At 62.2% G+C, this 23865-nt stretch carries 18 protein-coding genes; 8 read left to right on the forward strand and 10 right to left on the reverse strand.

From position 1 onward, the window contains the following. Positions 1 to 299 precede the first annotated feature (299 nt). The gene (locus PRJ_RS10420) at positions 300 to 2273 is read left to right on the forward strand and encodes a choline BCCT transporter BetT (protein WP_010954773.1); all 1974 of its coding nucleotides are present in this window, start codon (positions 300 to 302) and stop codon (positions 2271 to 2273) included. Positions 2274 to 2300: 27 nt separating this feature from the next. Here the strand turns inward: PRJ_RS10420 and PRJ_RS10425 are convergent, their stop codons facing one another. The 6 genes from PRJ_RS10425 to PRJ_RS10450 form a co-directional block, all read right to left on the reverse strand. After that, entirely contained in the window at positions 2301 to 2717 is a 417-nt protein-coding gene (locus PRJ_RS10425) for a DUF1850 domain-containing protein (RefSeq protein WP_104961319.1), read from the reverse strand. After that, complete coding sequence (locus PRJ_RS10430; protein WP_104962863.1) at positions 2714 to 4741, reverse strand: TRAP transporter permease; 2028 nt, start codon at positions 4739 to 4741, stop codon at positions 2714 to 2716. Before PRJ_RS10430 ends, PRJ_RS10425 begins: the two co-directional genes overlap by 4 nt. A gap of 27 nt (positions 4742 to 4768) precedes the next feature. Then, complete coding sequence (locus PRJ_RS10435) at positions 4769 to 5719, reverse strand: TAXI family TRAP transporter solute-binding subunit (RefSeq protein ID WP_104961320.1); 951 nt, start codon at positions 5717 to 5719, stop codon at positions 4769 to 4771. Between the two features lie 104 nt (positions 5720 to 5823). Next, the gene (locus PRJ_RS10440; RefSeq protein WP_019438240.1) at positions 5824 to 7278 is read right to left on the reverse strand and encodes a TrkH family potassium uptake protein; all 1455 of its coding nucleotides are present in this window, start codon (positions 7276 to 7278) and stop codon (positions 5824 to 5826) included. A 273-nt stretch (positions 7279 to 7551) separates the two neighbouring features. Further along, positions 7552 to 8193, reverse strand: coding sequence for a 3-oxoacid CoA-transferase subunit B (locus PRJ_RS10445; RefSeq protein ID WP_104961321.1), 642 nt, complete (start codon positions 8191 to 8193; stop codon positions 7552 to 7554). 8 nt (positions 8194 to 8201) lie between these two features. Further along, positions 8202 to 8897, reverse strand: coding sequence for a 3-oxoacid CoA-transferase subunit A (locus PRJ_RS10450; RefSeq protein ID WP_104961322.1), 696 nt, complete (start codon positions 8895 to 8897; stop codon positions 8202 to 8204). 1905 nt (positions 8898 to 10802) lie between these two features. On the opposite strand from PRJ_RS10450, the gene PRJ_RS30675 reads away from it, so the two are divergent. Together PRJ_RS30675 and PRJ_RS10460 are read left to right on the forward strand one after the other, a co-directional pair. Then, positions 10803 to 11453, forward strand: coding sequence for a methyl-accepting chemotaxis protein (locus PRJ_RS30675; RefSeq protein WP_370688786.1), 651 nt, complete (start codon positions 10803 to 10805; stop codon positions 11451 to 11453). Between the two features lie 277 nt (positions 11454 to 11730). Next, positions 11731 to 12369 (forward strand): TetR family transcriptional regulator, encoded by a 639-nt coding sequence (locus PRJ_RS10460; protein WP_012051871.1) that lies wholly within the window; start codon positions 11731 to 11733, stop codon positions 12367 to 12369. Between the two features lie 3 nt (positions 12370 to 12372). Here PRJ_RS10460 and PRJ_RS10465 read toward each other — a convergent pair whose 3' ends face one another. From PRJ_RS10465 to PRJ_RS10485, 4 genes are all read right to left on the reverse strand, one after another. Further along, positions 12373 to 15936, reverse strand: a complete 3564-nt coding sequence (locus PRJ_RS10465; RefSeq protein WP_104961324.1) for a molybdopterin cofactor-binding domain-containing protein — start codon at positions 15934 to 15936, stop codon at positions 12373 to 12375. After that, positions 15933 to 16406, reverse strand: a complete 474-nt coding sequence (locus PRJ_RS10470) for a (2Fe-2S)-binding protein (RefSeq protein ID WP_064491887.1) — start codon at positions 16404 to 16406, stop codon at positions 15933 to 15935. The genes PRJ_RS10465 and PRJ_RS10470 overlap by 4 nt, the downstream gene beginning before the upstream one ends. 597 nt (positions 16407 to 17003) lie before the next feature. After that, positions 17004 to 17480 carry a MarR family winged helix-turn-helix transcriptional regulator gene (locus tag PRJ_RS10480; RefSeq protein ID WP_003251120.1) on the reverse strand — a complete coding sequence of 159 codons (477 nt, stop codon included), beginning with the start codon at positions 17478 to 17480 and terminating at the stop codon, positions 17004 to 17006. 70 nt (positions 17481 to 17550) lie between these two features. Next, positions 17551 to 18603 carry a 2,5-dihydroxypyridine 5,6-dioxygenase gene (locus tag PRJ_RS10485; RefSeq protein WP_004577272.1) on the reverse strand — a complete coding sequence of 351 codons (1053 nt, stop codon included), beginning with the start codon at positions 18601 to 18603 and terminating at the stop codon, positions 17551 to 17553. A 321-nt stretch (positions 18604 to 18924) separates the two neighbouring features. Between PRJ_RS10485 and nicC the strand changes: the two genes are divergently transcribed. The 5 genes from nicC to PRJ_RS10510 all read left to right on the forward strand — a co-directional run bounded on the left by nicC (position 18925) and on the right by PRJ_RS10510 (position 23821). Next, the gene (gene nicC, locus PRJ_RS10490) at positions 18925 to 20073 is read left to right on the forward strand and encodes a 6-hydroxynicotinate 3-monooxygenase (protein WP_104961326.1); all 1149 of its coding nucleotides are present in this window, start codon (positions 18925 to 18927) and stop codon (positions 20071 to 20073) included. Then, positions 20070 to 20876, forward strand: coding sequence for an N-formylmaleamate deformylase (gene nicD, locus PRJ_RS10495; protein WP_104961327.1), 807 nt, complete (start codon positions 20070 to 20072; stop codon positions 20874 to 20876). Before nicC ends, nicD begins: the two co-directional genes overlap by 4 nt. A gap of 13 nt (positions 20877 to 20889) precedes the next feature. Further along, positions 20890 to 21642 (forward strand): maleate isomerase, encoded by a 753-nt coding sequence (locus PRJ_RS10500; protein ID WP_003251112.1) that lies wholly within the window; start codon positions 20890 to 20892, stop codon positions 21640 to 21642. 15 nt (positions 21643 to 21657) lie between these two features. Next, on the forward strand, positions 21658 to 22299 hold the full coding sequence (locus tag PRJ_RS10505) for an N-carbamoylsarcosine amidohydrolase (protein WP_064492617.1): 642 nt from the start codon (positions 21658 to 21660) through the stop codon (positions 22297 to 22299). A 208-nt stretch (positions 22300 to 22507) separates the two neighbouring features. Then, complete coding sequence (locus PRJ_RS10510; RefSeq protein WP_104961328.1) at positions 22508 to 23821, forward strand: MFS transporter; 1314 nt, start codon at positions 22508 to 22510, stop codon at positions 23819 to 23821. Positions 23822 to 23865 lie beyond the last annotated feature (44 nt).

A 23865-nucleotide genomic window follows, 5' to 3' on the forward strand; every position in this document is an offset into this window, starting at 1 on the left:
ACAGGTGCTCCCGCATGGCGGCCCGACCTGCGCTGTTCTTTAACCTGCCTCACTGCACCGTGCAGCTGGCACCCGTGCGGTAGTCTACCGAATAACCACTCGCAGATGAACAAAAAGCGCCAAACCATTCACTCCAATGAGGCGTCGGTTTGAGATTTTTTCCTGCAGACGTTAGGGTTTGTGGTTGTTTTCGAGCACACCGAGCTTGGCAAACGAGAGTTTATCCAGCTGCTAGCCTTGGTAAATGTCGTCGTGCCCAGGCACGCTGTGCTCATCGCCTTGCAAGGAGAACTGCCGCTATGACTGCAGCCCCCAAACCCAGGAGCACCCTCAATCCACCTGTCTTCTACACCAGTGCGATACTTGTTTTTCTGCTGGTCTTGTACGCCACGGCATTTCAGGAGCACGCCCAAACGCTGTTCGAGCAAGTCCAGCGATGGATCATCACCAATGCCAGCTGGTTCTACATTCTTGTTGTAGCGTTGGTGTTGATCAGCGTGGTGTTTCTGGCCGTCAGCCGCTATGGCGACATCAAGCTAGGCCCTGACCACAGTGAGCCGGATTACCGAAAGAGCAGTTGGTTCGCCATGCTGTTCTCGGCAGGAATGGGGATTGGCCTCATGTTCTTCGGCGTGGCCGAACCGGTCATGCATTTCTCCACGCCGCCCGTGGGCGATCCCGGCACCGTTGCCGCGGCGCGCGAAGCCATGAAAATCACCTTTTTCCACTGGGGCCTGCATGCCTGGGCGATCTATGCCATCGTCGCGCTGATCTTGGCCTACTTCAGCTTCCGCAATGGCCTTCCGTTAACCTTGCGTTCGGCACTCTATCCGCTGATCGGTGAGCGAATCTATGGCCCTATAGGGCATGCCGTGGATGTCTTCGCCATCCTCGGCACGGTGTTTGGTGTGGCCACCTCGCTGGGTTATGGGGTATTGCAGATCAACAGCGGGTTTCATCATGTGTTCGGTTTGCCGGTAAACACCACCGTGCAAGTCATCCTCATCACCGCCACCTGCGCATTGGCGACGCTTTCGGTGGCTAGCGGCCTGGATAAAGGTATTCGCATCCTGTCCGAACTCAACCTGAGCCTGGCGGTGATCCTGATGCTGTTCGTGCTGCTGCTTGGGCCTACGGTGTTCCTGCTGCAGACCTATGTACAGAATACCGGCGCCTACCTTTCGGACATCGTCAATAAAACCTTCAATCTCTACGCTTACGAGCCCACCGACTGGATCGGCGGCTGGACCTTGCTGTACTGGGGCTGGTGGTTGTCCTGGTCGCCCTTCGTGGGTTTGTTCATCGCACGTATTTCGCGAGGGCGGACCATCCGCGAATTCGTCTGCGGCGTACTGTTCGTGCCTGCGGGTTTCACCTTGCTGTGGATGACCGTGTTCGGCGACTCGGCAATCCATATGATCCTCAACGATGGCGTGAAGGATCTGGCTGCTGTGGTCAGTGAGGACAGTTCCCTCGCGTTATTTGCTTTCCTGGAGCATTTTCCGTTCTCCAGCATCATTTCGCTGGTCGCGGTGCTGATGGTGGTCGTGTTCTTTGTGACCTCGGCGGACTCTGGTGCGCTGGTCGTGGATATGCTCGCCTCTTCCGGACAAGGTCATTCACCCCTGTGGCAACGTATCTTCTGGTCAGTCTGCATAGGCGCAGTCGCGATCGCGTTGCTGCTGGCGAACGGTCTGAAGGCGCTGCAGACCGCGACCATTGCGAGCGCTTTGCCGTTCGCGGTCATCCTGCTGGTTGCGATTTGGGGCTTGTTCAAGGCGCTGAGTCTTGATGCGACTCGCCGCGGGTTGCGCAATCAAGCCTTGCCGGGCCCACGCCATACCCGCCACCCACACGGCGGCTGGCAGCGGAGGCTGCGCAATATTGCATTGATGCCTCGCCGGGTTCATGTCACGCGCTTTATCGCCGAGGTGGTGAGGCCGGCCTGTGAAGAGGTCGCCCAGGAGCTGCGCAAGCAAGGCTACGAGGTGAGCGTGAATGAGCGTGATGATGGGCGGGTATCTCTGGAGCTCTCCCATGCCGGTGAAGGACGTTTCCTCTACGAGGTGCGGCCACGGGCCTTCAATACGCCAAGCTTCGTCATGCGGGACACCGAAGACGGTGCCGATTCCCGCAAGTATTTCCGCGCGGAAGTGCATCTGCGAGAAGGGGGCCAGGACTACGACATCATGGGGTGGAGCCGTGACGATGTGATTGGCGACATCCTGGATCAGTACGAACGCCACCTGCATTACTTGCACGTGGTGGGCTGAAGTGGATTCGGTCCTGCCCTGTCGCCGTCAGGGCAGGGCGGTGCGCCTGCTGTCCAAAGGCGGATTCTCACAGGCCCAGAAGTCTACTGCAGCAATGCGTTCGCTCGGCGGTCCTAACCAATAGGACAGTGGCTGGCACCCGTCTGTCGTGCAGACCTGGTAGTCACCAGCCTCGGGCGTTCGCCCGGCGTGCAAGGGCTGCAGCGGTGGTAGATGACGACGATAGTGCCAAGTGCCGTCACGCAGTTGAGCGTCGTCCGGAATCTCCATGCCGGCCCCGCTGCCTTTGACCCGTGCCTCTACCAGTACCAGGCCCGCCGGGGTCACTTGGTAATCCTCTTCCCAGCGGACCTTTTCGATACTGTGCTGCCACGCAAGGGTAAAACCGTTCAGTGGCAGGCTGACCCAGACCACACCGGCCAACCCAACGCAAAGGCTGATCATGCGAGGTGGCCAGAGGCCGGTCGGCTTCGCCAGTAGTGCCAACCCAGCACTGCCGCACCCAAAGCAAAACCGACCTCATCGCTGATGGGCAGGGCAAGTATCAATGACACACCAGCCGCGAACGCCAACAGGCGCTCCCACCAGGGCATGGGGGCACGCAAATGCCCGATCGACGCACATCCCCAGAGGGCTACCGCGAACGCCGCCTTGATCACCATGTACAACGTGGAGCCCATGCTGTCACCTTGCATCATCAACGCCGGGTCATAGACCGCCATGAAGGGCACAACGAAACCGGCCAAGGCAATGCGCACCGCCCAGAAGCTGATCAACAGGCCTTTTTCCTTGGCAATCGGGGCCGCTGCAAAGCATGCCAATGCCACTGGCGGCGTCAGGTCGGCCAGGATGCCGAAATAGAACACGAACATGTGCGAGACGATCAGCGGGACCCCGAGCTCCAACAGGGCGGGGGCGGCAATGGAGCTGGTGATGATGTAGTTGGGGATGGTCGGGATGCCCATACCCAGTACCAGGCAAGTGAGCATGGTCAACACCAGCGAGAGGAACAGGTTGTCCCGTCCCAGGTCAAGGATGTATCCGGCAAAGGTGGTGGCCAGGCCGGTCAGCGAGATGACGCCGATAATGACGCCGACCAGCGCACAGGCAATGCCCACCGGCACCGCATGACGGGCACCCTCCGCGAGGGCCATGACGCATGCGTGCAGGGTGGCACGGCCGCCCTGGACAAAGCAGCACGCAATGGCCAGGCCGGCAATGACCATCAGGATCACCCCGATCCCCATGCGGAAAAAACCTGAACACAGTATCCCGAGTGCAACCCAGAAAGCCGCGCGCAGCCAGGTTTTTTGAGCGCGCAGGATGATCGCCGAACCTAGGATGACGATGGCGGTCAGGGCCAGGCCGACCATTCCCGAGTACAAAGGCGTTCGCCCGGAAAACAACAGGGCGACCAGGACCATCAGCGGTACCAGCAGGAACCAACGTTGTCGCAACGCATCCCAGGCACTCGGGCACTGTTCGCGAGGCAAGCCGTGCAGATGGCTGCGCCGAGCCTCCAGGTGGACCATCCAGTAGACCGAGCCGAAGTACAGCAATGCTGGGATGAGCGCGGCTTTCGCCACCTCGGCGTAGGGCACGTTGATCGTCTCGGCCATGATGAACGCCACGGCGCCCATCACCGGCGGCATCAGCTGGCTGCCCATGCTGGAGGTCGCCTCGACGCCACCGGCAAATGCAGGTTTGTAGCCAAAACGCTTCATCAGCGGAATGGTGAACTGTCCGGTGGTGACGACATTGGCCACCCCCGAGCCGGTAATGGTACCCATCAGTGCCGAGGAGAACACCGACACTTTGGCCGGCCCTCCGCTGCGATGGCCGAACAGCCCCATGGCGAAATCGGTGAACAGACGAATCATGCCCGCCTGCTCAAGAAATGCGCCGAACAGGATAAACAGGTAAATGTAGGTGGCTGAGACATAGGTCGGTGTGCCATACAGCCCCTCGGTGCCGAAGGCCAACTGATTGACGATCTGATCGAGGCCGTAGCCTCGATGCGCGAGTTCGCCTGGCAAGTGTTGGCCAAGCAACCCATAGGCCAGAAACAGGGCGCAAATGATGGGCAACGCTATGCCCATGACGCGTCGCGCGGCTTCAAAGACCAAACCAATAAGCAACAGCCCCACGATCAGGTCACTGGTGGTCAGCTCACCGGAGCGTTGAATCAGATCCCCTTCGAAGTACCACTGGTATGCAGCCGTCGCCATTCCCGCAAGGCCCAGCAGCCAGGCAAGGGGTTGCCACGGCCGACGGTGGCCAACGAATGAATAGCTCAGGTACACCACCAGCAACAGGAACCCCACGTGTATTGCACGCAGTACTTGGGTGGAAATCAGGGGGAAGGCCGCCGTGGCGATCTGGAAAACCGAAAAGACCAGTGCCACGGCAAAAAGCGCGGCAGGCCAGCGATCGGTGCTGGCGTGAAGACCTTGCGCGGTATCACTCATACGCTGCTCCATGGCTCAGGAATGTCATCAGGGGAGCAGGTTTTTCTCCTTGAAGTACCTCTCTGCTCCTGGATGCAGCGGAATGGGCAGGTTCTTGGCGGCATTTTCTGCCTGGATATCTTTCGCTGCAGCGTGGGCCGTGACCAGGCGTGGAAGGTTCTCGAATATCAGCTTGGTCATCTGATAGGCCAGGTCATCGCCGATGTCGGCGCGGGTGACGAGGATGTTGTTGATGGCCGCCGTTGATACGTCCGCCTTCTGGCCATCATAGGTGTTGGCAGGAATGGTGGCGGGTTGGTAGGCATTGTTGCCAATGCGGGTGACGACCTCGGCAGGGATAGGCACGAACACTACCGGCAAGGTCGCGGCCAGGTCTCGGATAGCCGCTTGACCGAGCCCTGAGGATTGCAGCGTGGCGTCAAGCTGACGGTTCTTGATCAGTTCGACGGACTCCGCATAGGGCAGGTATTCAACTTTTCCCATGTCCTGGTAGGTAAGCCCCGCGGCTTTGAAGATGGCTCGGGCGTTCAGTTCTGTCCCGGATTTGGGGGCTCCAACCGAGATACGCTTGCCTTTGAGGTCTGACAGGGATGTGATCCCAGACTCCTTGCTGGCGACGATCTGGATGTAGTTCGGGTAGGTACCTGCGATGGCACGGAGTTTCTTCAAGGGCGTTTTGAATCCAGCCTCTGCATCGCCCTTCCAGGCATCTGCCACCGAATCCCCCAGTGCGAATGCCAACTCCCCTCGACCGGCTTGCAACAGGTTGAGGTTCTCTACCGAGGCCTTGGTGGCTTGCACCGTGGTCTTGCTGCCCTCTATGCCGTGGCTGTAGATCTGTGAAATGCCTACGCCTACCGGGTAATAGACACCACTGGTACCGCCTGTGAGGATGTTGATGAAGGTCGGTGCGGCCTGGGCAGCCGCGCTGACAGCAAACAAGGTGCTGGCCAATGCCAGGCGAAGGGCTGGGTTCATGGCGTCGTTCTCCGCTTGTTGTTGTTATTCCTGCGCCAGTAAACCTAGAACGAATATGCTGTCCCTGCCCAATTTTATGGCTGATTGGCTGGATGGCCTCTGCTCTAGAATCGCCAGAAGACTGGCGAGACCAGTACCAGTACGGTGAGGATCTCGAGCCGTCCAAGTAGCATGCCAACCGTCAGCAACCATTTCGCTGCGTCCGGCAAGGAGGCGAAATTACCTGCTGGACCGATAAGCGTGCCCAGGCCTGGACCGACGTTGCACACGGCGGTGGCCGCCCCGCTCAACGCCGTCATCCAGTCGAGTCCTATCAAAGACAGGCCCAGGGCGATGACCGCAATGGTGACGGTGAAGAAGAACGAGAACGTCAGCAGTGACCGTACGATCTCTTCATCGATGGGATGCCCATTGTATTTCTTCGAGATCGTTGCCCGTGGATGGATCAACTGCTTCAGGCTGCTGACAAGCAAGGCAGCGGCCACCTGGAACCGGAATATTTTCAAACCGCCAGCGGTGGAGCCCGAGCACCCGCCGACAAACGTCAGGTAAAAGAACAGCATGATGGCGAAGCTGCCCCAGAGCGTGTAATCACCCACGGCAACGCCTGTTGTGGTTACTACCGAGGTCACATTCACCGCAACAATACGAAACGCATCCCACCAGGCCAGATCGCTGTGCAGGCAGAGCCAGGTTCCGACGGTGAGCCAGACGAAGACGAGAAAACCAATGAAACCGCGAACTTGATGGTCCTTGAGCAGGATGCCTCGATGGCCACGCAGCGTGGCGACATACAGCGTGAAGGGCAGGCTGCCGAGTATCATGATGACCACAGCCACCCAGTGCACCGCTGGCTGCTCCCAATGGCCCAGCGAGGCATCCGAGGTAGAGAAACCACCGGTTGAAACCAGCGACATCGAATGATTGATGGCTTCGAACGGGGTCATGCCGGCAGCCCACAATGCCCCTGTCCCCAATGCAGTCAGGCCCAGGTAGACCAGCAGGATTATCTTGGCTGCCACATGCGAACGCGGCGTCACTTTGTCAGACCAATCCGAAGACTCGGTCTGGAACAGGCGCATGCCGCCCACGCGCAGCAGTGGCAGGATCGCCACGGCCATGCCGATAAAACCAATGCCTCCCAGCCAGTGCAGCAGCGAACGCCATATCAGCAGCCCCGGCGATGCACTGTCCAGGCCGGTCAGCACGGTCGAGCCGGTGGTGGTGATTCCTGACATGGTTTCGAAGAACGCGTCCGTGTAACTGATGTGTCGAATGAACACCATTGGCAGCGCCGCGAATGCGCACACGATGACCCAGCTTGCCGTCGTGAGCAGATACATGTCCCTGGTCCGCAGTTGCGGTGTGTCGGGGACGCCGCGGGCCACCATGAGCAGGCCGACACACAGAACGATCAGGCTCGACCAGACGAATGCACCGAGGTCGTCGCTGCGGTCGTACACCAGCAGCGTCAGCATTGGAATCACCATGCTGACGGCCAACGTGATCAGGAATACACCAATAATGAAGGCGATGAAACGCAATGCAGGAAGCGGCATTGAGGGAGCTCGTTGGGACAGTGCCGGCAGTATTGCCTGCTTTACGGTAATGTCGAGTAAAAAAGGCGTAAAGTCGTGGCCGGCAATTTTTTACGCCGCTATCTGGCTCCCGCTCGATAGCTCATTGGGTTGACCTCTCCGAGAGTTCTCGTCTATCGGCTCCGAAGCGGTTGGAAAGGCGGCCTCAAGCACCGCGTGCTCCCTGCTCGCGGCGCTTGTGCGGCACTATCGATAGTGCCGCAGAGGGCATGGAAAGCCCTAAGGCTTCCTGGATCACTTGATCAGCGGCACGCCACTGAGTTTCTGCAGTTCGTCAAACTCGATGTCCGCGCAGATTTCGACCACTTTCAGCCCTTCAGGTGTCACTTCCAGTACGGCCAGGTCGGTATAGATGCGGCTGACGCAAGCGATACCGGTCAGCGGGTAGGTGCACTCGGGCACCAGCTTGCTTTCGCCGGTCTTGGTCAGGTGGTCCATCATCACGAACACCTGGCGGGCGCCGGTGGCCAGGTCCATTGCACCGCCGACGGCCGGGATCGAGCCTTCGGCACCCGTGTGCCAATTGGCCAGGTCGCCCTTGACCGACACTTGGAAGGCCCCCAGTACGGCGATGTCCAGGTGGCCGCCACGCATCATCGAGAACGAATCGGCATGGTGGAAGAAGGCACCACCGGTCAGCAGGGTGACGTGCTGCTTGCCGGCGTTGATCAGGTCATCGTCTTCCTCGCCCGGCGCAGGGCTTGGGCCCATGCCCAGCAGGCCGTTTTCGCTGTGCAGGAACACTTCCTTGTCGCCCAGGTAGTTGGCCACCAGGGTTGGCGCGCCAATGCCCAGGTTTACATACGCGCCTTCCTGGATGTCTGCGGCCACGCGTTGGGCCATCTCGGTGCGGGAGAGCTTTTTGGTGATGGTCATGGCAGGCCTCAGACAGCTTTGGCAATCGAAGAAGCGGTAGCACCGGTGACGGCGACCACGCGCTGGACGAAGATACCCGGGGTGATGATGTGTTCCGGGTCCAGATCACCGAGTTCGACGACCTGGTCGACCTGGGCGATGGCGGTCTTGGCAGCCATGGCCATGATCGGGCCGAAGTTGCGGGCGGCCTTGCGGTAGGTCAGGTTGCCCCAACGGTCACCCTTGTGCGCCTTGATCAGTGCGAAGTCGGCGTGCAGCGGCATTTCCAGCACGTACATGCGGCCGTCGATCTCACGGGTTTCCTTGCCCTCGGCCAGCAGGGTGCCGTAGCCGGTTGGCGAGAAGAACGCACCAATGCCGGAGCCTGCGGCGCGGATACGCTCGGCCAGGTTGCCCTGCGGGACCACTTCCAGCTCGATCTTGCCGGCGCGGTACAGTTCGTCGAACACGTAGGAGTCGGACTGGCGCGGGAACGAGCAGACCACCTTGCGCACGCTGCCTGCCATGAGCAGGGCGGCCAGGCCGATCTCGCCGTTGCCGGCGTTGTTGCTGATGATGGTCAGGTCGCGGGCACCGGTGGCAATGAGGCCATCGATCAGCTCGGACGGCATGCCAGCCGTGCCGAAGCCACCGACCATGATGGTCGAACCGTCGGTAATCCCTTCCACCGCGCTGGCGATGGACTCGTACGTTTTATTGATCAAGGCGAGCTCCTGGTTGTTCCTGGAGTTGTGGTTGTCGGGCTGGCCGGAGCGCGTGAAGCGATGGGGCCTGTCAGCACTTGAAATAGCTTGCTGACTTTCGCTATAGCGTGCCGCAAGATAGGGCAACAGTAGAGAGGCTTTGGCTGAATTTGTGCGATTATCGAACTGTTGTGCGATCTGCGAGCAGTTCTGGAGGCTATTTGCCTCATTTCAGTTGAATGCTTAAACCGCTCATTTTTGCCCGTGGCTGGTGCGTTCTGGGGTTGCCTGCCGGCATCTTGCACTGATGAAGTGCATCCACTCCGCGGGATCGCCGATTAATCATGCCTCCCGCCGTTGGCGTGCGACTTGCTATCAGATTGCCAGTCGATGTCGCGTATGGTGAAGATAATGTCGCTTTCCAGTGGTTCGATGCAGTTATCGTCGAGTGAAAAGGGCTGGCTGCCGTGGTTTGGCAAAACCGGCAAATTCAGCATGGGCTGGGCGTGCCGCCTTAACCGGGCCAGTTACCCGCAGGTCGAGCAAACCTTCGAAGCCATCGCTCAGACCCGCGTGCAGTTGCTGCATGAGTGGGTGCGCGAACAGTGGGAGCACCTGGCCGACCTGGCCGAGCAGGTGGCGCCCGGGCTCGCTCAAGTCGATAGCGCGATGTTGCGCAATACGCTGGCCCAGGCGGAGGACTTTTCCGAACTGTTTGTCGTCGATGTGCACGGCAGCGTCATCGCTTCGACCTGGCCCCAGCGTGGCACGCCACGTATCGAGTACTTGGCAGCCCTGGCGCAGGGGCTGAAAGCACCGTTTCTGCACGGGCCCTACAGCGACTCGCTGACCTTGCAGATCGGCCCGTCTTCCTCGCGCTTCCACGATGAAGTCACGTTGATGTTCTACCAGCCCCTCATGCACGAGGGCAAAGTGCTGGGTTGTCTGTGTGGGCGGGTGCCCAACGATGTGCTGGGTGACCTGATCCAGCGCGAGGCAGGGCACATTTACCCCGAGTCGGGCGACAACTACCTGTTCATGGCGCAATCGCGCTTCGACCCCACCATACAACCCGGTACCGCGTTGTCCCGCTCGCGCTTCGAGGACGCCACTTTCACCCATGGCGAAAACCTCAAGAACGGTGTGCACACGCCCTGGGCCACTGTACAGGTCCAGCGCCATACCGAGCTGGAGCTTCGTTTCACCGACCCTTCCACGCGGGAACTGCACCCTGGAGTGAGGGAAACGATCAGGCGCGGTGCCAACCTGTTCGTGACCTACCCCGGCTATTCGGACTACCGTCATGTGCCAGTGGTGGGCAAGGGCGTTACCTTCCAGTTGCCGGGCTCGCCCGACCGCTGGGGCATGATGTGCGAGGCGGACCTGGAAGAGGTCTACCGCCGGCGTTCGCTGAGCTACGGGTTGATGAAACCCTATGTGGCGATCATGGCGGGGCTGTTCGGCTGCAATTTTCTGGTACAGCACTATGCAGGCCTGCCGCAAGGACTGACTGACGTGATCGAGGCCGTGAGCATGCTGGGCGCCACCTTGTTGTTTGGCGTGTTCGGGCCCAAGCGCCTGGCCGCCAGGTTGAATGGCATGAGCAGTGTGCTATGCACCATCGCCGAGGGTGAAGGCAACCTGCGCCAGCGCCTGGATACCAGCACCTTGGCCAATGATGAGAGCGGCGACATGGCACGCTGGATCAACAGCTTCATCGACCGCCTGGACGCGGTGGTCGGGCAGGTGGTAAAGGCCAGCCGCACGGTCGGCAGCACCAACCAGATGATGCTCGGGCGCAGCCAGGAGGCCAGCGTAAGCTCCGCCGACGTGGCCGACGCCGTGCACCAGATGATGATCATCATGGAAGAGCAACTCGGCGAACTGCAGCAGGCCTCGGTCAGTGCCGAGCAGATGAAGCAGGCCATGGACGAAGTGGTCAGCCGCGCACGCGCGCAGTACCAGGCGGTGCAGGCGGGCACGCAGTCGATCCGCGATGTGGTGGCGCGCTCATCATCCAGCGTGCAGCGGCTCGACAGCCGCATGGTCGAGATCGACAACATCACCGGGTTGATCAGCGAAATCACCAACCAGACCAACCTGCTGGCGCTCAATGCCGCTATCGAGGCGGCGCGTGCCGGGGAGCATGGCCGTGGCTTCGCGGTGGTGGCCGACGAGGTGCGCAGCCTGGCCGCACGCACCTCGCGTGCCGCCGACGACATCCGCCACATGGTCGAGAGCCTGCAGGGCGAAACCCGGCAGGCGGTAAGCTTCATGGAGCAGGGCGTGCAGGACGTCGACAACAGCCTGCGCCTGGCGGAGGACGCCTCTTCCGAAAATGTACAGCTGCACCAGGCGGTGGAGAGCATGTTCGCCATTATCCAGCAGCTCAACCGTCGCAGCGTGGAATACGGCAAGACGATCGAGCAGGTCAACCAGTCCTCCAGCGAGATGCGCCAGACCGCCCTGGTGCTGCAAAGCAGTGCGCAGAAGGTGAAGGTGGATGCTGGCAAGTTGCAGAAGCTGGTGGGGCAGTTCGAAGTCAGCGATGATGGCGAACGAGGCGTCGCTGCTTGAGTAACGCACCTGTCCGGTAACCCGGGAGTCCGTCATGATCCGGCTGGCTGTACGTGCCACTCATCAGGTGCAAGCCAGCCCCGATGACTGCTGACTTCCAGGCAGGTAGCGGGCGAAGAGTGGGTATGCTCGCGCAGAAAGCAAAACGATCAACGGCAGCGGCTCTGCCGGTGTTAGCCGGTCCGCCATCTCCGCCATCAGCCCAGCCGAAAAAGCCGCGCAATGGCTCAATGTCTGTGGCAGTGTTGGGTATCTGGCCAGCCCCACAGGGACCGACATGCAAACTCGCAAAACCGGTGTTCGCGCCCAGCAGGCCGACCGCACCCGGGACAATATTCTCAAGGCCGCAGTGAAGGTTTTCAGCAAGGAAGGCTTCACTGGCGGGCGCATCGAGCAGATCTCCACGCTGGCCAAGTCCAACGACCGGATGATCTATTACTACTTCGGTAGCAAGGAAAAGCTGTTCATCAGTGTGCTGGAACACATCTATGCCAGCTTCAACCAGGCCGAAGCGAAGCTGCGCCTCGACCTCGCTGACCCAGAGCAAGCCCTGCGCGAGCTGGTGGCGTTTATCTGGGACTATTATGTGCGCCACCCCGAATTCGTCACCATCCTCGCCACCGAAAACCTTCACCAGGGCTTGCACGCGCGCAAGTCGCAAAACCTCAGGGCGCTGTCCGGCGAAGCGGTCGGCGTGCTGCGGCCGATCATCGAGGCAGGACAGGCAAAGGGCCTGTTCCGCGACGATATCTGCATTACCCACGCCTACCTGATGATTGCCTCGCTCTGCTACTTCTATAACTCCAACCGCCATACGCTCAGCTCGTTCCTGGCCGTGGACCTGGCCGACAAGCAGGCCAAGGCCGATTGGCTGGCCTTCATCAGTGACCTTGCGCTGCGCGGCTTGCGCCGCTGAGCCTCAGTGGCTGCCAGGGTTGGCGCGTACCTGCGCAGCCTTGGACGCCAGCCCTTGCCAGGCCGGTTTGTCGGCGGCAAAACGATGGCGCAGGTAGGCCGCGAGGTCGGCTACCTGGCGGTCCGACAGGCTGTCCTTGAAACCGGGCATGTAGCCCAGGTCGCGGGTTGCCGGGGTCGGAATGCCGTGCAGCACCACGCGCAGCAGGTTGTCCGGCAGGTCGCTGTGGACGTTGCTGTTGACCGCCATCGACGGGCTGACGCCAAACAGCTTCGGCCCCAGCCCATCACTGTGGCAGGCCAGGCACGCACCTTTGAATACCCGCTCGCCGTTGCTCAGCGACACGTGCGTGTCCACCTGGGGCGCGGCATTGGCGGCCAGTGCCTGCGGCTCGCCCTCCAGGGAACTGAGGTAGTGGGCGATGGCGCGCACGTCGCTTTTTGGCAGGGTGGCAAGCTCACTGACCACCGGGCCCATGGGGCCGGCCGCCACGCCATGTTTTTCGGAGAAGCCAGTGCTCAGGTAGTTGAACAACTCGTCTTCGCTCCACGGCGTCGATGACTTGGCCAGGGCATTCAAGGCCGGGGCCTCCCAGCCATCGACCATGCCGCCGGCAAGGTAGCTGCTACCGCCTTTTTCTGCACCCATCAGGTTGCGCGGCGAATGGCAGGCCGTGCAGTGGCCCAGGCCGTCGACCAGGTAGGCACCGCGGTTCCACTGCGCGCTGCGCTGCGGGTCGGGCTGGTATTCGCCGCGTTGCAGAAACAGCGCATTCCAGCCGGCCATCAGCGGCCGCTGGTTGAACGGGAAGCGCATCTGGTTGGCGGGCGCTTCCTGGCGTACCGGGGTTTGCGACATCAGGTAGGCATACAGCGCTTGCATGTCGGCGTCGTTGATGTTGCGAAACGAGGTGTAGGGAAACGCCGGGTACAGGTGCCGGCCATCGCGGCTGATACCTTCGCGCATGGCCCGCTCGAAGGCGGCGAAGGACCAGCGGCCGATGCCGGTTTCCGGGTCGGGGGTAATATTGGTGCTGTACAACGTGCCGAAAGGCGTATCCATTGCCAGCCCCCCGGCATTGACCTTGCCGCCGCTGACCGTATGGCACACGGCGCAGTCGCCGGCCGCCGCCACCTGGCGCCCGCGCTCGAGCATGGCGGCGCTCCAACTGCCGACACCAGGTGGCGTTACCGGGGCGATTTCGGCGCGCCAGGGCAAGGCGGTGGCAAGCATGCCCAATGCAGCGCCGAACACCCCGGCCAGCGAGCCGAACCACCACTTCGAACGCTTGGTTGACGGCTGCGCTGGCGCGGGTGCATCTGGCCCTTGGCCTTCGCCACCGAGCGCAGCGCGCACGCGTTCGGCAGTGATCGGGAGCTCGCGAAAACGAATGCCGGTGGCGTCGAAAATGGCATTGGCGATGGCCGCTGCGCTGGGTACCGAGGCTGATTCGCCGCTCCCCATTGGCGGCTCGTGCTGGCGCGGCAGCATCATTACGTCGATAGCCGGCAGCTCGGGGAAGGTCAGGATCGGGTAGCCGCCCCATTCCTTGCTCGCCACTGTCGATTCTTCGAAACTGACCTGCTCCTTGAGCACCCGGCTGGTGGACTGGATGACGTTACCGTGGATCTGGTGACGCACACCCTCGGGGTTGACCATCATCCCGGCATCGTGGCCGATCACCACGCGGGTGACGGCCACTTCGCCCGTGCGCCGGTCCACTGCGACATCGGCCACCCAGGCTGCCCAGGCCGCGCCGAAGCCGGGGAATTTACTGTGGATATAGCGCGCATAGGCAAAGCCCCTGCCGCGCAGCACATCACCTTCGGCCTGTGTCTGCATGGGCCGGGTATGCGGCTGCCATTGCGCGCGTTCAGCGGTGGCTTTGACCAGGTCGATGGCGCGCGGGTCGGACAGGTGCTTGAGGCGATATTCGACCGGGTCGACGCCAGCGGCGAAGGCCAGTTCATCGATGTACGACTCATGGGCGAAACTGTTGGGCATGGCCGACACGCCCCGCATCCATGAGGCCCGCACGAGTGGCGTCATGTCATTGATGGTGACGCGCATGTGTTCGTAATCGTAAGGCGGGATCGACGTGCGATCGCCCATCTCGAACAGCGCCGGCACCGGCTCCACGGCACCGGTCAGTAGCAGGGCCAGGGTGGGCGCGCCATTGGACGGGTAGCTGGTCTGGAAGTCATAGGCGGCCACGCTGCCATCGGCGTTCAGGCCGCCGTCGATTTCCATCAACTGCGCGGTGCCCTTGGGCTCCCACACGTGTTCCTGTTCGCGGGTCAGCTGCACCCGCACCGGGCGCTGCACCGCACGCGACAGCAGCACCGCGTCGGCGCACACGTCATCGGCGCAGTTACGGCCATAACAACCGGCTGCTTCCATGCGAATGATCTCGATGCGTGCTTCATCGCACGCCAGCAGCCAGGCCAGGTCTGCGCGCAGCAGGTGCGGGTTCTGCGTACCTGACCACACGCGGATCTGCCCTGCGGTGAAGTCGGCCAGCGCACATGATGGGCCGATCGATGCGTGCAGCTGGTAAGGCCATAGGTAGCTGCGGCTCAGGCGCTGGCTGGCGTTGGCGATGCTGCCGTCGACATCGCCCTGGTCCAGCACGGTGCGCTGCACGCGCGGGTTGTCGCGGATGGCCTGGGCGACATCGCTAAGGTCGGGCAGCTTGCCTGTGAATGGCTTCCAGCTGATTTTCAGCTCATGGGCTGCACGGATGGCTTGCTCTTCGCGCTCTGCCACCACGCCGACGAAGTCGCGGATGACCACCACGGCGACCACGCCGGGTAGATGGGCGATGGAGGATTCATCCACCGCCAGCAGGCTGTTGCCGACAAAGTCGCCGCTGTCATGGCCGGCATAGGGCGGGCGGATGACCCGACCGTGAAGCATGTTGGGCAGGCGCATGTCGTGCACATAGGTCAGCTCGCCGGTGGCCTTGCCAGGGATGTCTACTCGAGGGGCGCTGCGCCCGACCAGGCGGTAGTCCTCGATGGCCTTGAGCGGGGCGTTGTCGGCAATGTGCAGTTGGTGGTTCTCGCCTTGCACCAGTTCGGCAAAGCTCAGCGTGCTGCCGTTACTGGCGATAACCGTGCCGTCTTCAATGCGCAGCATTTCGGGCGGGCAGCCAAGGCGTAGGGCGGCCTGTTGCAACAGATAGCGTCGCGCTGTGGCTGCAGCCTTGCGCAGCGGTACCGCGGAAATCTGCAGGGTGGCGCTGGCTATGGTCGCGCCCTGGTTGGGGGCCCGCTCGGTGTCGCCCAGCACCATGTGCACCTGGTCCATGCGCAGGTCCAGCTCTTCGGCGACGATTTGCGCCAGCGAGGTACGGATGCCAGTGCCCAGGTCGACATGGCCATTGAAGGCGTAGACCATGCCGTCGTCGCTGACCGCGATGAACAACGCCAGCTCACGTTCCTTGACTGCAGGTGTCACGCCCTTGGCCACAGGGCCTGAGGGCGGGGTGATCTGGTCGACGATCAGCAATACGCCGGTCTTGGCCAGCAGTTGGTCGCGGCTGGGCACCTGTTGTGAGTGGTTCATGGCTTTCTCCGGGTCTCGGCAGCGCGGCGCACGGCGCGCAGGATTTCGACGTGGGTGCCGCAGCGGCACAGATTGCCGGACAGCTCATTGCGAATCTGTTCGTCGCTGGGCTCGGGAATGCGATCGAGCAGGGCCTTGGCGGTCATGATCATGCCGTTCATGCAGTAACCACACTGGGCCGCCTGCTCGTCGATGAACGCCTGTTGCACGGGGTGCGGCGCGGCCTTGCTGCCCAGCCCTTCGAGGGTGGTGATATTGCGGCCGGCGGCGCCGGCCAAGGGGATGACGCAGGAGCGGGCGGCCACGCCGTCGATGATCACCGTACACGCCCCGCATTCGCCCAGGCCGCAGCCGTACTTGGGGCCGTTCAGGCACAGGTCGTTGCGCAGGATCAGCAGCAGCGGGGTGTCAGGCATGGCGCTGACTTCGACGGGCTGGCCGTTGACCTGCAGGGAGATGGTTGTTTGCATTATTGGCTCATCTCTGGAGGTTGCTTGCGCTACCAAAGGACTCAAATGACGCGAGCGTTTCGGTAAGTACTCACTACATGAAATGAGTGAGCAAGAAGCAGGCCAGAGATGAATCTGCAGAGAACTGTGATGGTGGGGCAGGGATGAAGATTGTCGGCGCCGGGGAACCGAGCGCCGCCCGCGCGGCGCATCTCGCTGTGCCGAACCCCCGATGTTGTGTGTGTGTAGGAGCAGGTTTACCCGCGAATACGGTGGTGGCGGCACCGGTGATCGGCAGGTGGAGATTGGCCAGCAGGACCGGCCCATTCGCGGGTGAACCCGCTCCTACGACGGCCTGTGCCGAACCCGCGATGTTGTGCCGACCCCCGATGTTGTGTGTGTAGGAGCGGGTTTACCCGCGAATACGGTGGTGGCGGCAACAGTGATCGGCAGGTGGAGATTGGCCAGCAGGGCCGGCCCATTCGCGGGTGAACCCGCTCCTACGACGGCCTGTGTCCAATCACCGATGCGTGTCCAATGTGAGCGAGCTTGCTCGCGATGCGCTTGATCTCTCAGGCCGCGTATCTGTGACGGCCACCGCGGCAGTCACAACAATTTTCAGCCCGCGTTCTCGTCGCTGTCGATCATCTTGCGCAGCAGGTACAAAATGGCTACGCGCTCCCCGGCATTCAGGCTGCCCATGCTCAATTCGCTGATCTGCCGGGCGCAGGGGATCATTGCATCGAGCAAGGCCGCGCCGCTTTCGGTGAGTTCGACGATGACCTTGCGCCGGTCGCCCGGGTCTGGTGAAAGCTGCACCAGCTCGCGCGCCTTCAGGCGCTCGACGATGCCGCGGATGGTTGCCTGGTCCACCGCGGTGGCCTTGATCAGTTCGGCCTGGGAGCTGGGGCCGTGATCGCGCAGGGCGCACAGGGTGACGAACTGGATCGAGGTAAGCTGCGGGTCGCAGGCCTGCTGCTGGAAGATCGCCGTGTGCCGTTGGTAGGCCTTGCGCAGCAAGTGCCCGACCTGTTCGGTAACGTCGTAGGGGGTGTTGTCGAGCGGGGCGCTGCTGGGGGTGGTTTTTTTCGACATAGGATGGCTTGGGCTGGGTGGAAAGAGGCTGGCCGGCCGCCAATAGCGGAGCGCCCGGCCAGTATAACCCCTATCGCGCTCGCGACTCCTCTGGTGCAACCACGTCGCCGGCCAGCACTACCGCCTTGTCATCCAGGTAGATATCGCAGTTGCGCAGCGGGATGTCCAGGTGGCACGGGGTCTTGCGCTTGCCGCCGACCTCGGTGTTGGGGCCAGTGGAGAACAGGAAGTTGCCGTAGAACGCACGGGCATCCATGCACATGCCGTCGTTGCGGTCGTGCAGGCCCATGGCCGTCCATTGCGCGCGCGGCTGCAGGCCCCAGCCTATGTGCGAGATGCCGTATACCTCGGGGTCGTTGAAGTATTTCATGTAGTCACGCAGGTACTCGGCCTCGAAGCCGCCATGTATGCCGGTGATGAAGCCTTTTTCGATTTCCAGGGTGATGCGCTCGCGGCAATAGTTCTTGAACGGCAGGATGATGTCGCCCACGTCCAGCACCAGCGTGCCTTCGGCGCTGTCCTCGTTCGGCCAGGTGAACAGAAAGCCGCTGGGCCAGTGGTCCCAGCGCCCCGGTTCGTCGGCATAGCCGTACTCAGTCACGGCCGGGTACTGGCCGAGCGGGGCATGGAAGTCGCTACCGGCCTTGGACCGCACATGCAGGCTGCGCGCCTGTTTCAACAGGGTTTCGGCAGCCAGCACCCGGCGTTTGTCGTCTTCGGTCGGTAGCATGCGCGCCAGCACCTCGGGTGGCTCCACGGCCAGCAGGATGCGCGTGCCGGTCTTGAGAATCTGCTCCTGCTCGGGCGAGTGCAGCAGCATCATGGTGTCGACGACCAGGTCGGCGGCTTCCAGCGCCCGTTGCGCCGCCAGGTTGCCGGTCAGTGCAGTGTCGCCGCAGTAGGCCGTCATGTCGTTGCCCATGGCGGTCGGGTGGTTGAACGCCGGCAGCTCTACCGCATACACCTTGGCCTTCAAACGTTGGGCGGCCTCCATGGCGGCGTTGACCGTGCGCGGGTCGGAGTAGTGGCTCTTGAGCACGGCCACGCTCTGCGTTTCGTCCACGCGAGACAGCTTCAGTACGTGCTCGAACATCTGGGTCAGTTGTGCATTGCTCACCGGCATCGGGGTTCTCCTGGGTGGCGTTGACAGGGGCGCACCATGGCAGTGCCTGGTGCTTCATCTCGGTGCAAAATAATAGTGTGTACACCATATATGTGCAGATGAAAGCGCATCCTGCCAGCGAGCGCAAGTGATCTGTCCAAACGTTACATATCCACACATTGACCAGTATTTACGGTAACAATCAGCCGGGTGTCGTTTCGATCAGCTGTTTGAAAAATATTTTCAGCTGGCTCTTTTCAAAGGTCATTTGTAGCGTATACGCTCTAAATCGTCAGGCGGTTGAACCGCTGGCCACCTATCAGAACAAGAGGAGACATACCCATGCGGGGTAGGCAGAAAATCGCAATCGTCGGTGCAGGTCTGGGTGGGGCGGCCGCCGCCACGTTGCTGCAACAGGCCGGGTTCGATGTCGAGGTATTCGAACAGGCTCCGGCGTTTACCCGCCTGGGCGCGGGCATTCATATCGGCCCTAACGTGATGAAAATCTTCCGCCGCATGGGGCTGGAGCAGAAGCTGGAGCTGATGGGCTCGCACCCGGACTTCTGGTTCAGCCGCGACGGCAATACCGGTGATTACCTGTCGCGCATTCCGCTGGGCGAGTTTGCCCGCCGCGAATACGGCGCCGCCTACATCACCATCCACCGTGGCGACCTGCACGCCCTGCAGATCGAGGCCATCCAGCCGGGCACCGTGCACTTCGGCAAGCGCCTGGAAAAGATCGTCGACGAAGGTGACCAGGTGCGCCTGGACTTCGCCGACGGCACCCATACCGTGGCCGACATCGTCATCGGGGCCGACGGCATCCACTCGAAGATCCGTGAAGAGTTGCTGGGGGCTGAAGCGCCGATCTACAGCGGCTGGGTCGCGCACCGTGCACTGATTCGCGGGGTGAACCTGGCACAGCATGCCGATGTGTTCGAGCCCTGCGTCAAATGGTGGTCCGAAGACCGCCACATGATGGTCTACTACACCACCGGCAAGCGCGACGAGTATTACTTCGTCACCGGCGTGCCACATGAAGCCTGGGACTTCCAGGGTGCGTTCGTCGACAGCAGCCAGGAAGAAATGCGCGCAGCCTTCGAAGGCTACCACCCCACGGTGCAGAAGCTGATCGACGCTACCGAATCGATCACCAAGTGGCCGTTGCGCAACCGCAACCCGTTGCCGTTGTGGAGCCGTGGCCGCCTGGTGCTGCTGGGCGACGCCTGCCACCCGATGAAGCCACACATGGCCCAGGGCGCGTGCATGGCCATCGAGGACGCGGCCATGCTGACCCGCTGCCTGCAAGAAACCGGGCTGTCCGACCACCGCACCGCGTTCGCGTTGTATGAAGCCAACCGCAAAGAGCGGGCATCGCAGGTGCAGGCGGTATCCAACGCCAACACCTGGCTTTACAGCCAGGAAGATCCAGCCTGGGTTTACGGCTACGACCTCTATGGGCAGCAGCTTGAAAGCGGGGAGGCGGCATGAGCACCTTCGTCGCTGGTGGTAACGTCAGCGCCAATGGCATCCGCCAGCATTACCTGCGCTATGGCGGCAAGGGCCATGCGCTGATCCTGGTGCCGGGCATCACCAGCCCAGCGATCACCTGGGGCTTTGTCGCCGAGCGCCTTGGGCAGTACTTCGACACCTATGTGCTGGATGTGCGCGGGCGTGGCTTGTCTTCAAGCGGCCCCGACCTGGACTACGGCACCGACGCTTGTGCTGCGGATATTCCCGCCTTTGCCGCCGCGCTGGGCCTGGATGGCTACCATCTGCTCGGTCACTCGATGGGGGCGCGTTTTGCCATCCGCGCAGCCGCCCAAGGGGCACCGGGGCTGCAGCGGCTGGTGCTGGTCGACCCACCGGTGTCCGGGCCCGGCCGCCGTGCCTACCCGAGCAAGTTGCCGTGGTACGTCGATTCGATCCGCCAAGCCACGGTTGGCATGAGCGGCGATGACATGCGCGCCTTCTGTGCCACCTGGAGCGACGAGCAGCTGGCCCTGCGTGCCGAGTGGCTGCACACCTGCTACGAGCCGGCGATCGTGCGGGCCTTCGATGATTTCCACGGGGTCGATATCCACCAGTACCTGCCCGCGGTGCGTCAGCCGGCATTGCTGATGGTGGCCGGGCGGGGTGGGGTGATCGAGCCCCGTGACATTGCTGAAATGCGCGAGCTAAAGCCGGATATCCAGGTTGCGTACGTTGACAACGCCGGCCACATGATCCCCTGGGATGACCTGGACGGTTTCTTCGCCGCCTTTGGCGACTTCCTCGACCACCCCCTCGTCTGACGGAGCACGAGACATGACCCAGCTATACCGCATCGGCCAGATCGTGCCGAGTTCGAACACCACCATGGAAACCGAAATTCCGGCGATGCTCAACGCACGCCAGGCGATCCGCCCCGAGCGGTTCACCTTCCATTCCAGCCGCATGCGCATGAAGCAGGTGAAGAAGGAAGAACTGGCCGCGATGGACGCCGAGTCCGACCGCTGCGCAGTCGAGCTGTCCGACGCCAAGGTCGATGTGCTGGGCTACGCCTGCCTTGTGGCGATCATGGCCATGGGGCTGGGCTATCACCGCCAATCTGAAAAGCGCCTGCAGCAGGCCACCGCCGACAATGATGCACTGGCACCGGTGATCACCAGCGCCGGGGCGCTGGTCGAGGCCTTGCATGTGATGAAGGCCAAGCGCATTGCCATCGTTGCGCCGTACATGAAGCCGCTGACCGAGCTGGTGGTGAACTACATCCGCGAGGAAGGCTTCGAGGTGCAGGACTGGCGCGCGCTGGAAATCCCCGACAACCTCGCCGTGGCCCGTCACGACCCGGCCAACCTGCCGGGCATCGTCGCAGGCATGGACCTTGAAGGCGTCGATGTGGTGGTGCTGTCGGCGTGCGTGCAGATGCAATCGCTGCCGGCAGTGGCCAAGGTCGAGGCGCAAACCGGCAAGCCGGTGGTCACCGCTGCAATCGCTACCACCTACGCCATGCTCAAGGCGCTGGACCTGGAGCCGATCGTGCCGGGCGCCGGTGCCTTGCTGTCGGGCGCCTACTGAAATCGGGAGACGGACATGAGCGACGCACAAAGCGCCCGTGACAACTACCAGGGTGTGTGGGGCCAGCGCATCGGCTTTGGCCGCAAGCCGGCCCTGCTGATGATCGACTTCATGCAGGGCTACACCACCCCGGGCGCACCGCTGTACGCCCCGGGCGTGGTTGCAGCGGTCGAGCAGGCCGCCGGCCTGCTGGCGCTGGCCCGCGACTGCGGTACCTTGGTGGTGCATACCAACATCCGCTACCAGCCGCCGCATTTTGCTGACGGCGGCGTGTGGGTGCGCAAGGCGCCGGTGATGAAGGACATGGTCGAAGGCAACCCGCTGGCAGCCTTTTGCGAGGCCGTTGCGCCACAGGCAGGGGAGGTGGTGCTGAGCAAGCAGTACGCCAGCGCTTTCTTCGCCACCAGCCTGGCCCCGCTGCTGCATGCACAGGGGGTGGATACCGTGGTGCTGGCTGGCTGCTCGACCAGCGGCTGCATCCGCGCCAGTGCGGTGGATGCCATGCAGCACGGGTTTCGAACCATCGTGGTGCGCGAGTGTGTCGGTGACCGCCACAGCGACCCGCACGAAGCCAACCTGTTCGACATCGACAGCAAGTACGGCGATGTCGTCACCCGGCAGGATGCCATGCAGCAACTCAGGCGCCTGGCCGGCTGAACGCCGGGCAGCGCCTACCCAATAACAATCAAGGACCGGTGCGGGAAGCCCGTCCATGACCGCCTGCTGTCCGGGTGGTCGCCCCGCAGGAGCACTCGGGGTCTTCAGGCGCTATCCAGGCCCGCCGCGTAGAATGCGCGGCGTGCCCGGCGCGTCGAAAACTGCTGGCCTTAAAACAACCACAAAGTCGCCCGCCAGGAGACAGGAAATGCCAATTGCGAATGCAACCACGGTCCACAGTGACATCGACCATGGCACGAAAGCGCTGTACAGCAAGATCACCTGGAGGCTCATCCCCTTCTTGTGTTTCTGCTACCTCGCAGCTTATCTGGACCGCATCAATGTCGGCTTCGCCAAGCTGCAGATGCTCGAAGACCTGCAGTTCAGCACAGCGGCCTATGGCCTGGGTGCAGGGCTGTTCTTCGTCGGCTACATCATCTTCGAAGTGCCGAGCAACCTGATCCTGCAGCGCGTTGGCGCCAAGCTGTGGATCGCCCGCATCATGATCACCTGGGGCCTGCTGTCGGCCTGCACCATGTTCGTCACCAGCACCACCCAGTTCTATATACTGCGTTTCCTGCTGGGGGCGGCCGAAGCCGGCTTCCTGCCAGGCGTGCTGTACTACCTGACCATGTGGTACCCCACCTATCGCCGCGGGCGCATCATTGCCTTGTTCATGATCGGGCTGCCGTTGTCGAGCGTGATTGGCGGGCCGATTTCTGGCTGGATCATGGGGCATTTCGACCAGGTTCAAGGTTTGCATGGGTGGCAGTGGCTGTTCCTGCTGGAGGCGATCCCCAGCGTTTTACTCGGCATCCTCACGTTCTGGGCACTGCCTAACCATTTCCAGCAGGCCAAGTGGCTGTCGGCTGACGACAAGGCACAACTGGCGGCAGACCTGGCCGCCGACGATGCCGAGGGCAAGGACAGCAAACACAGCTTCCGCGATGGCTTCTTCAACCTTAAGGTGTGGATGCTCGGTGGTATCGACTTTTCGATCCTGCTCAGCGCCTATGCGATGGGCTTCTGGATGCCGACCTTCATCCGCGATGCGGGCGTCAGCGATACCTTCCATATCGGCCTGCTCACGGCCATTCCAAGCCTGGCCGCGCTGGCCGGCATGCTCATGATCGGGGCCAGCTCCGACCGCCACCGCGAGCGCCGCTGGCACATCATCGTGCCGTTCATCATTGGTGCAGTCGCCATGGCCAGCAGCACCTTGTTCAGCCAGAACCTGGTGATGACCGTGGTGCTGTTCGCCATTGCCTCGGCGGCGATCATCGGCGCGGTGCCGGTGTTCTTCAGCCTGCCGGCGACCTTCCTCAAAGGCACCGCAGCCGCCACCGGCTTTGCCCTGGCCTGTTCGGTAGCCAACATCGCCGGCCTGGTGAGCAACTCACTGATGGGCGTGGTCACCGACCTCACCGGCACCTCGCACGCTGCGCTGTGGGTGTTTGCCGGCTGCCTGATCCTCAGCTGCTTCCTGGTCATCGCCTTGCCCGCCAAGTTGGTCAACCGCTAGCGGCCCAGCGCTTCACGCAACGGCAGGGCAGGCGGGCCGTGGGC

Source organism: Pseudomonas sp. XWY-1, from assembly GCF_002953115.1.
GTDB classification, from domain to species: domain Bacteria; phylum Pseudomonadota; class Gammaproteobacteria; order Pseudomonadales; family Pseudomonadaceae; genus Aquipseudomonas; species Aquipseudomonas alloputida.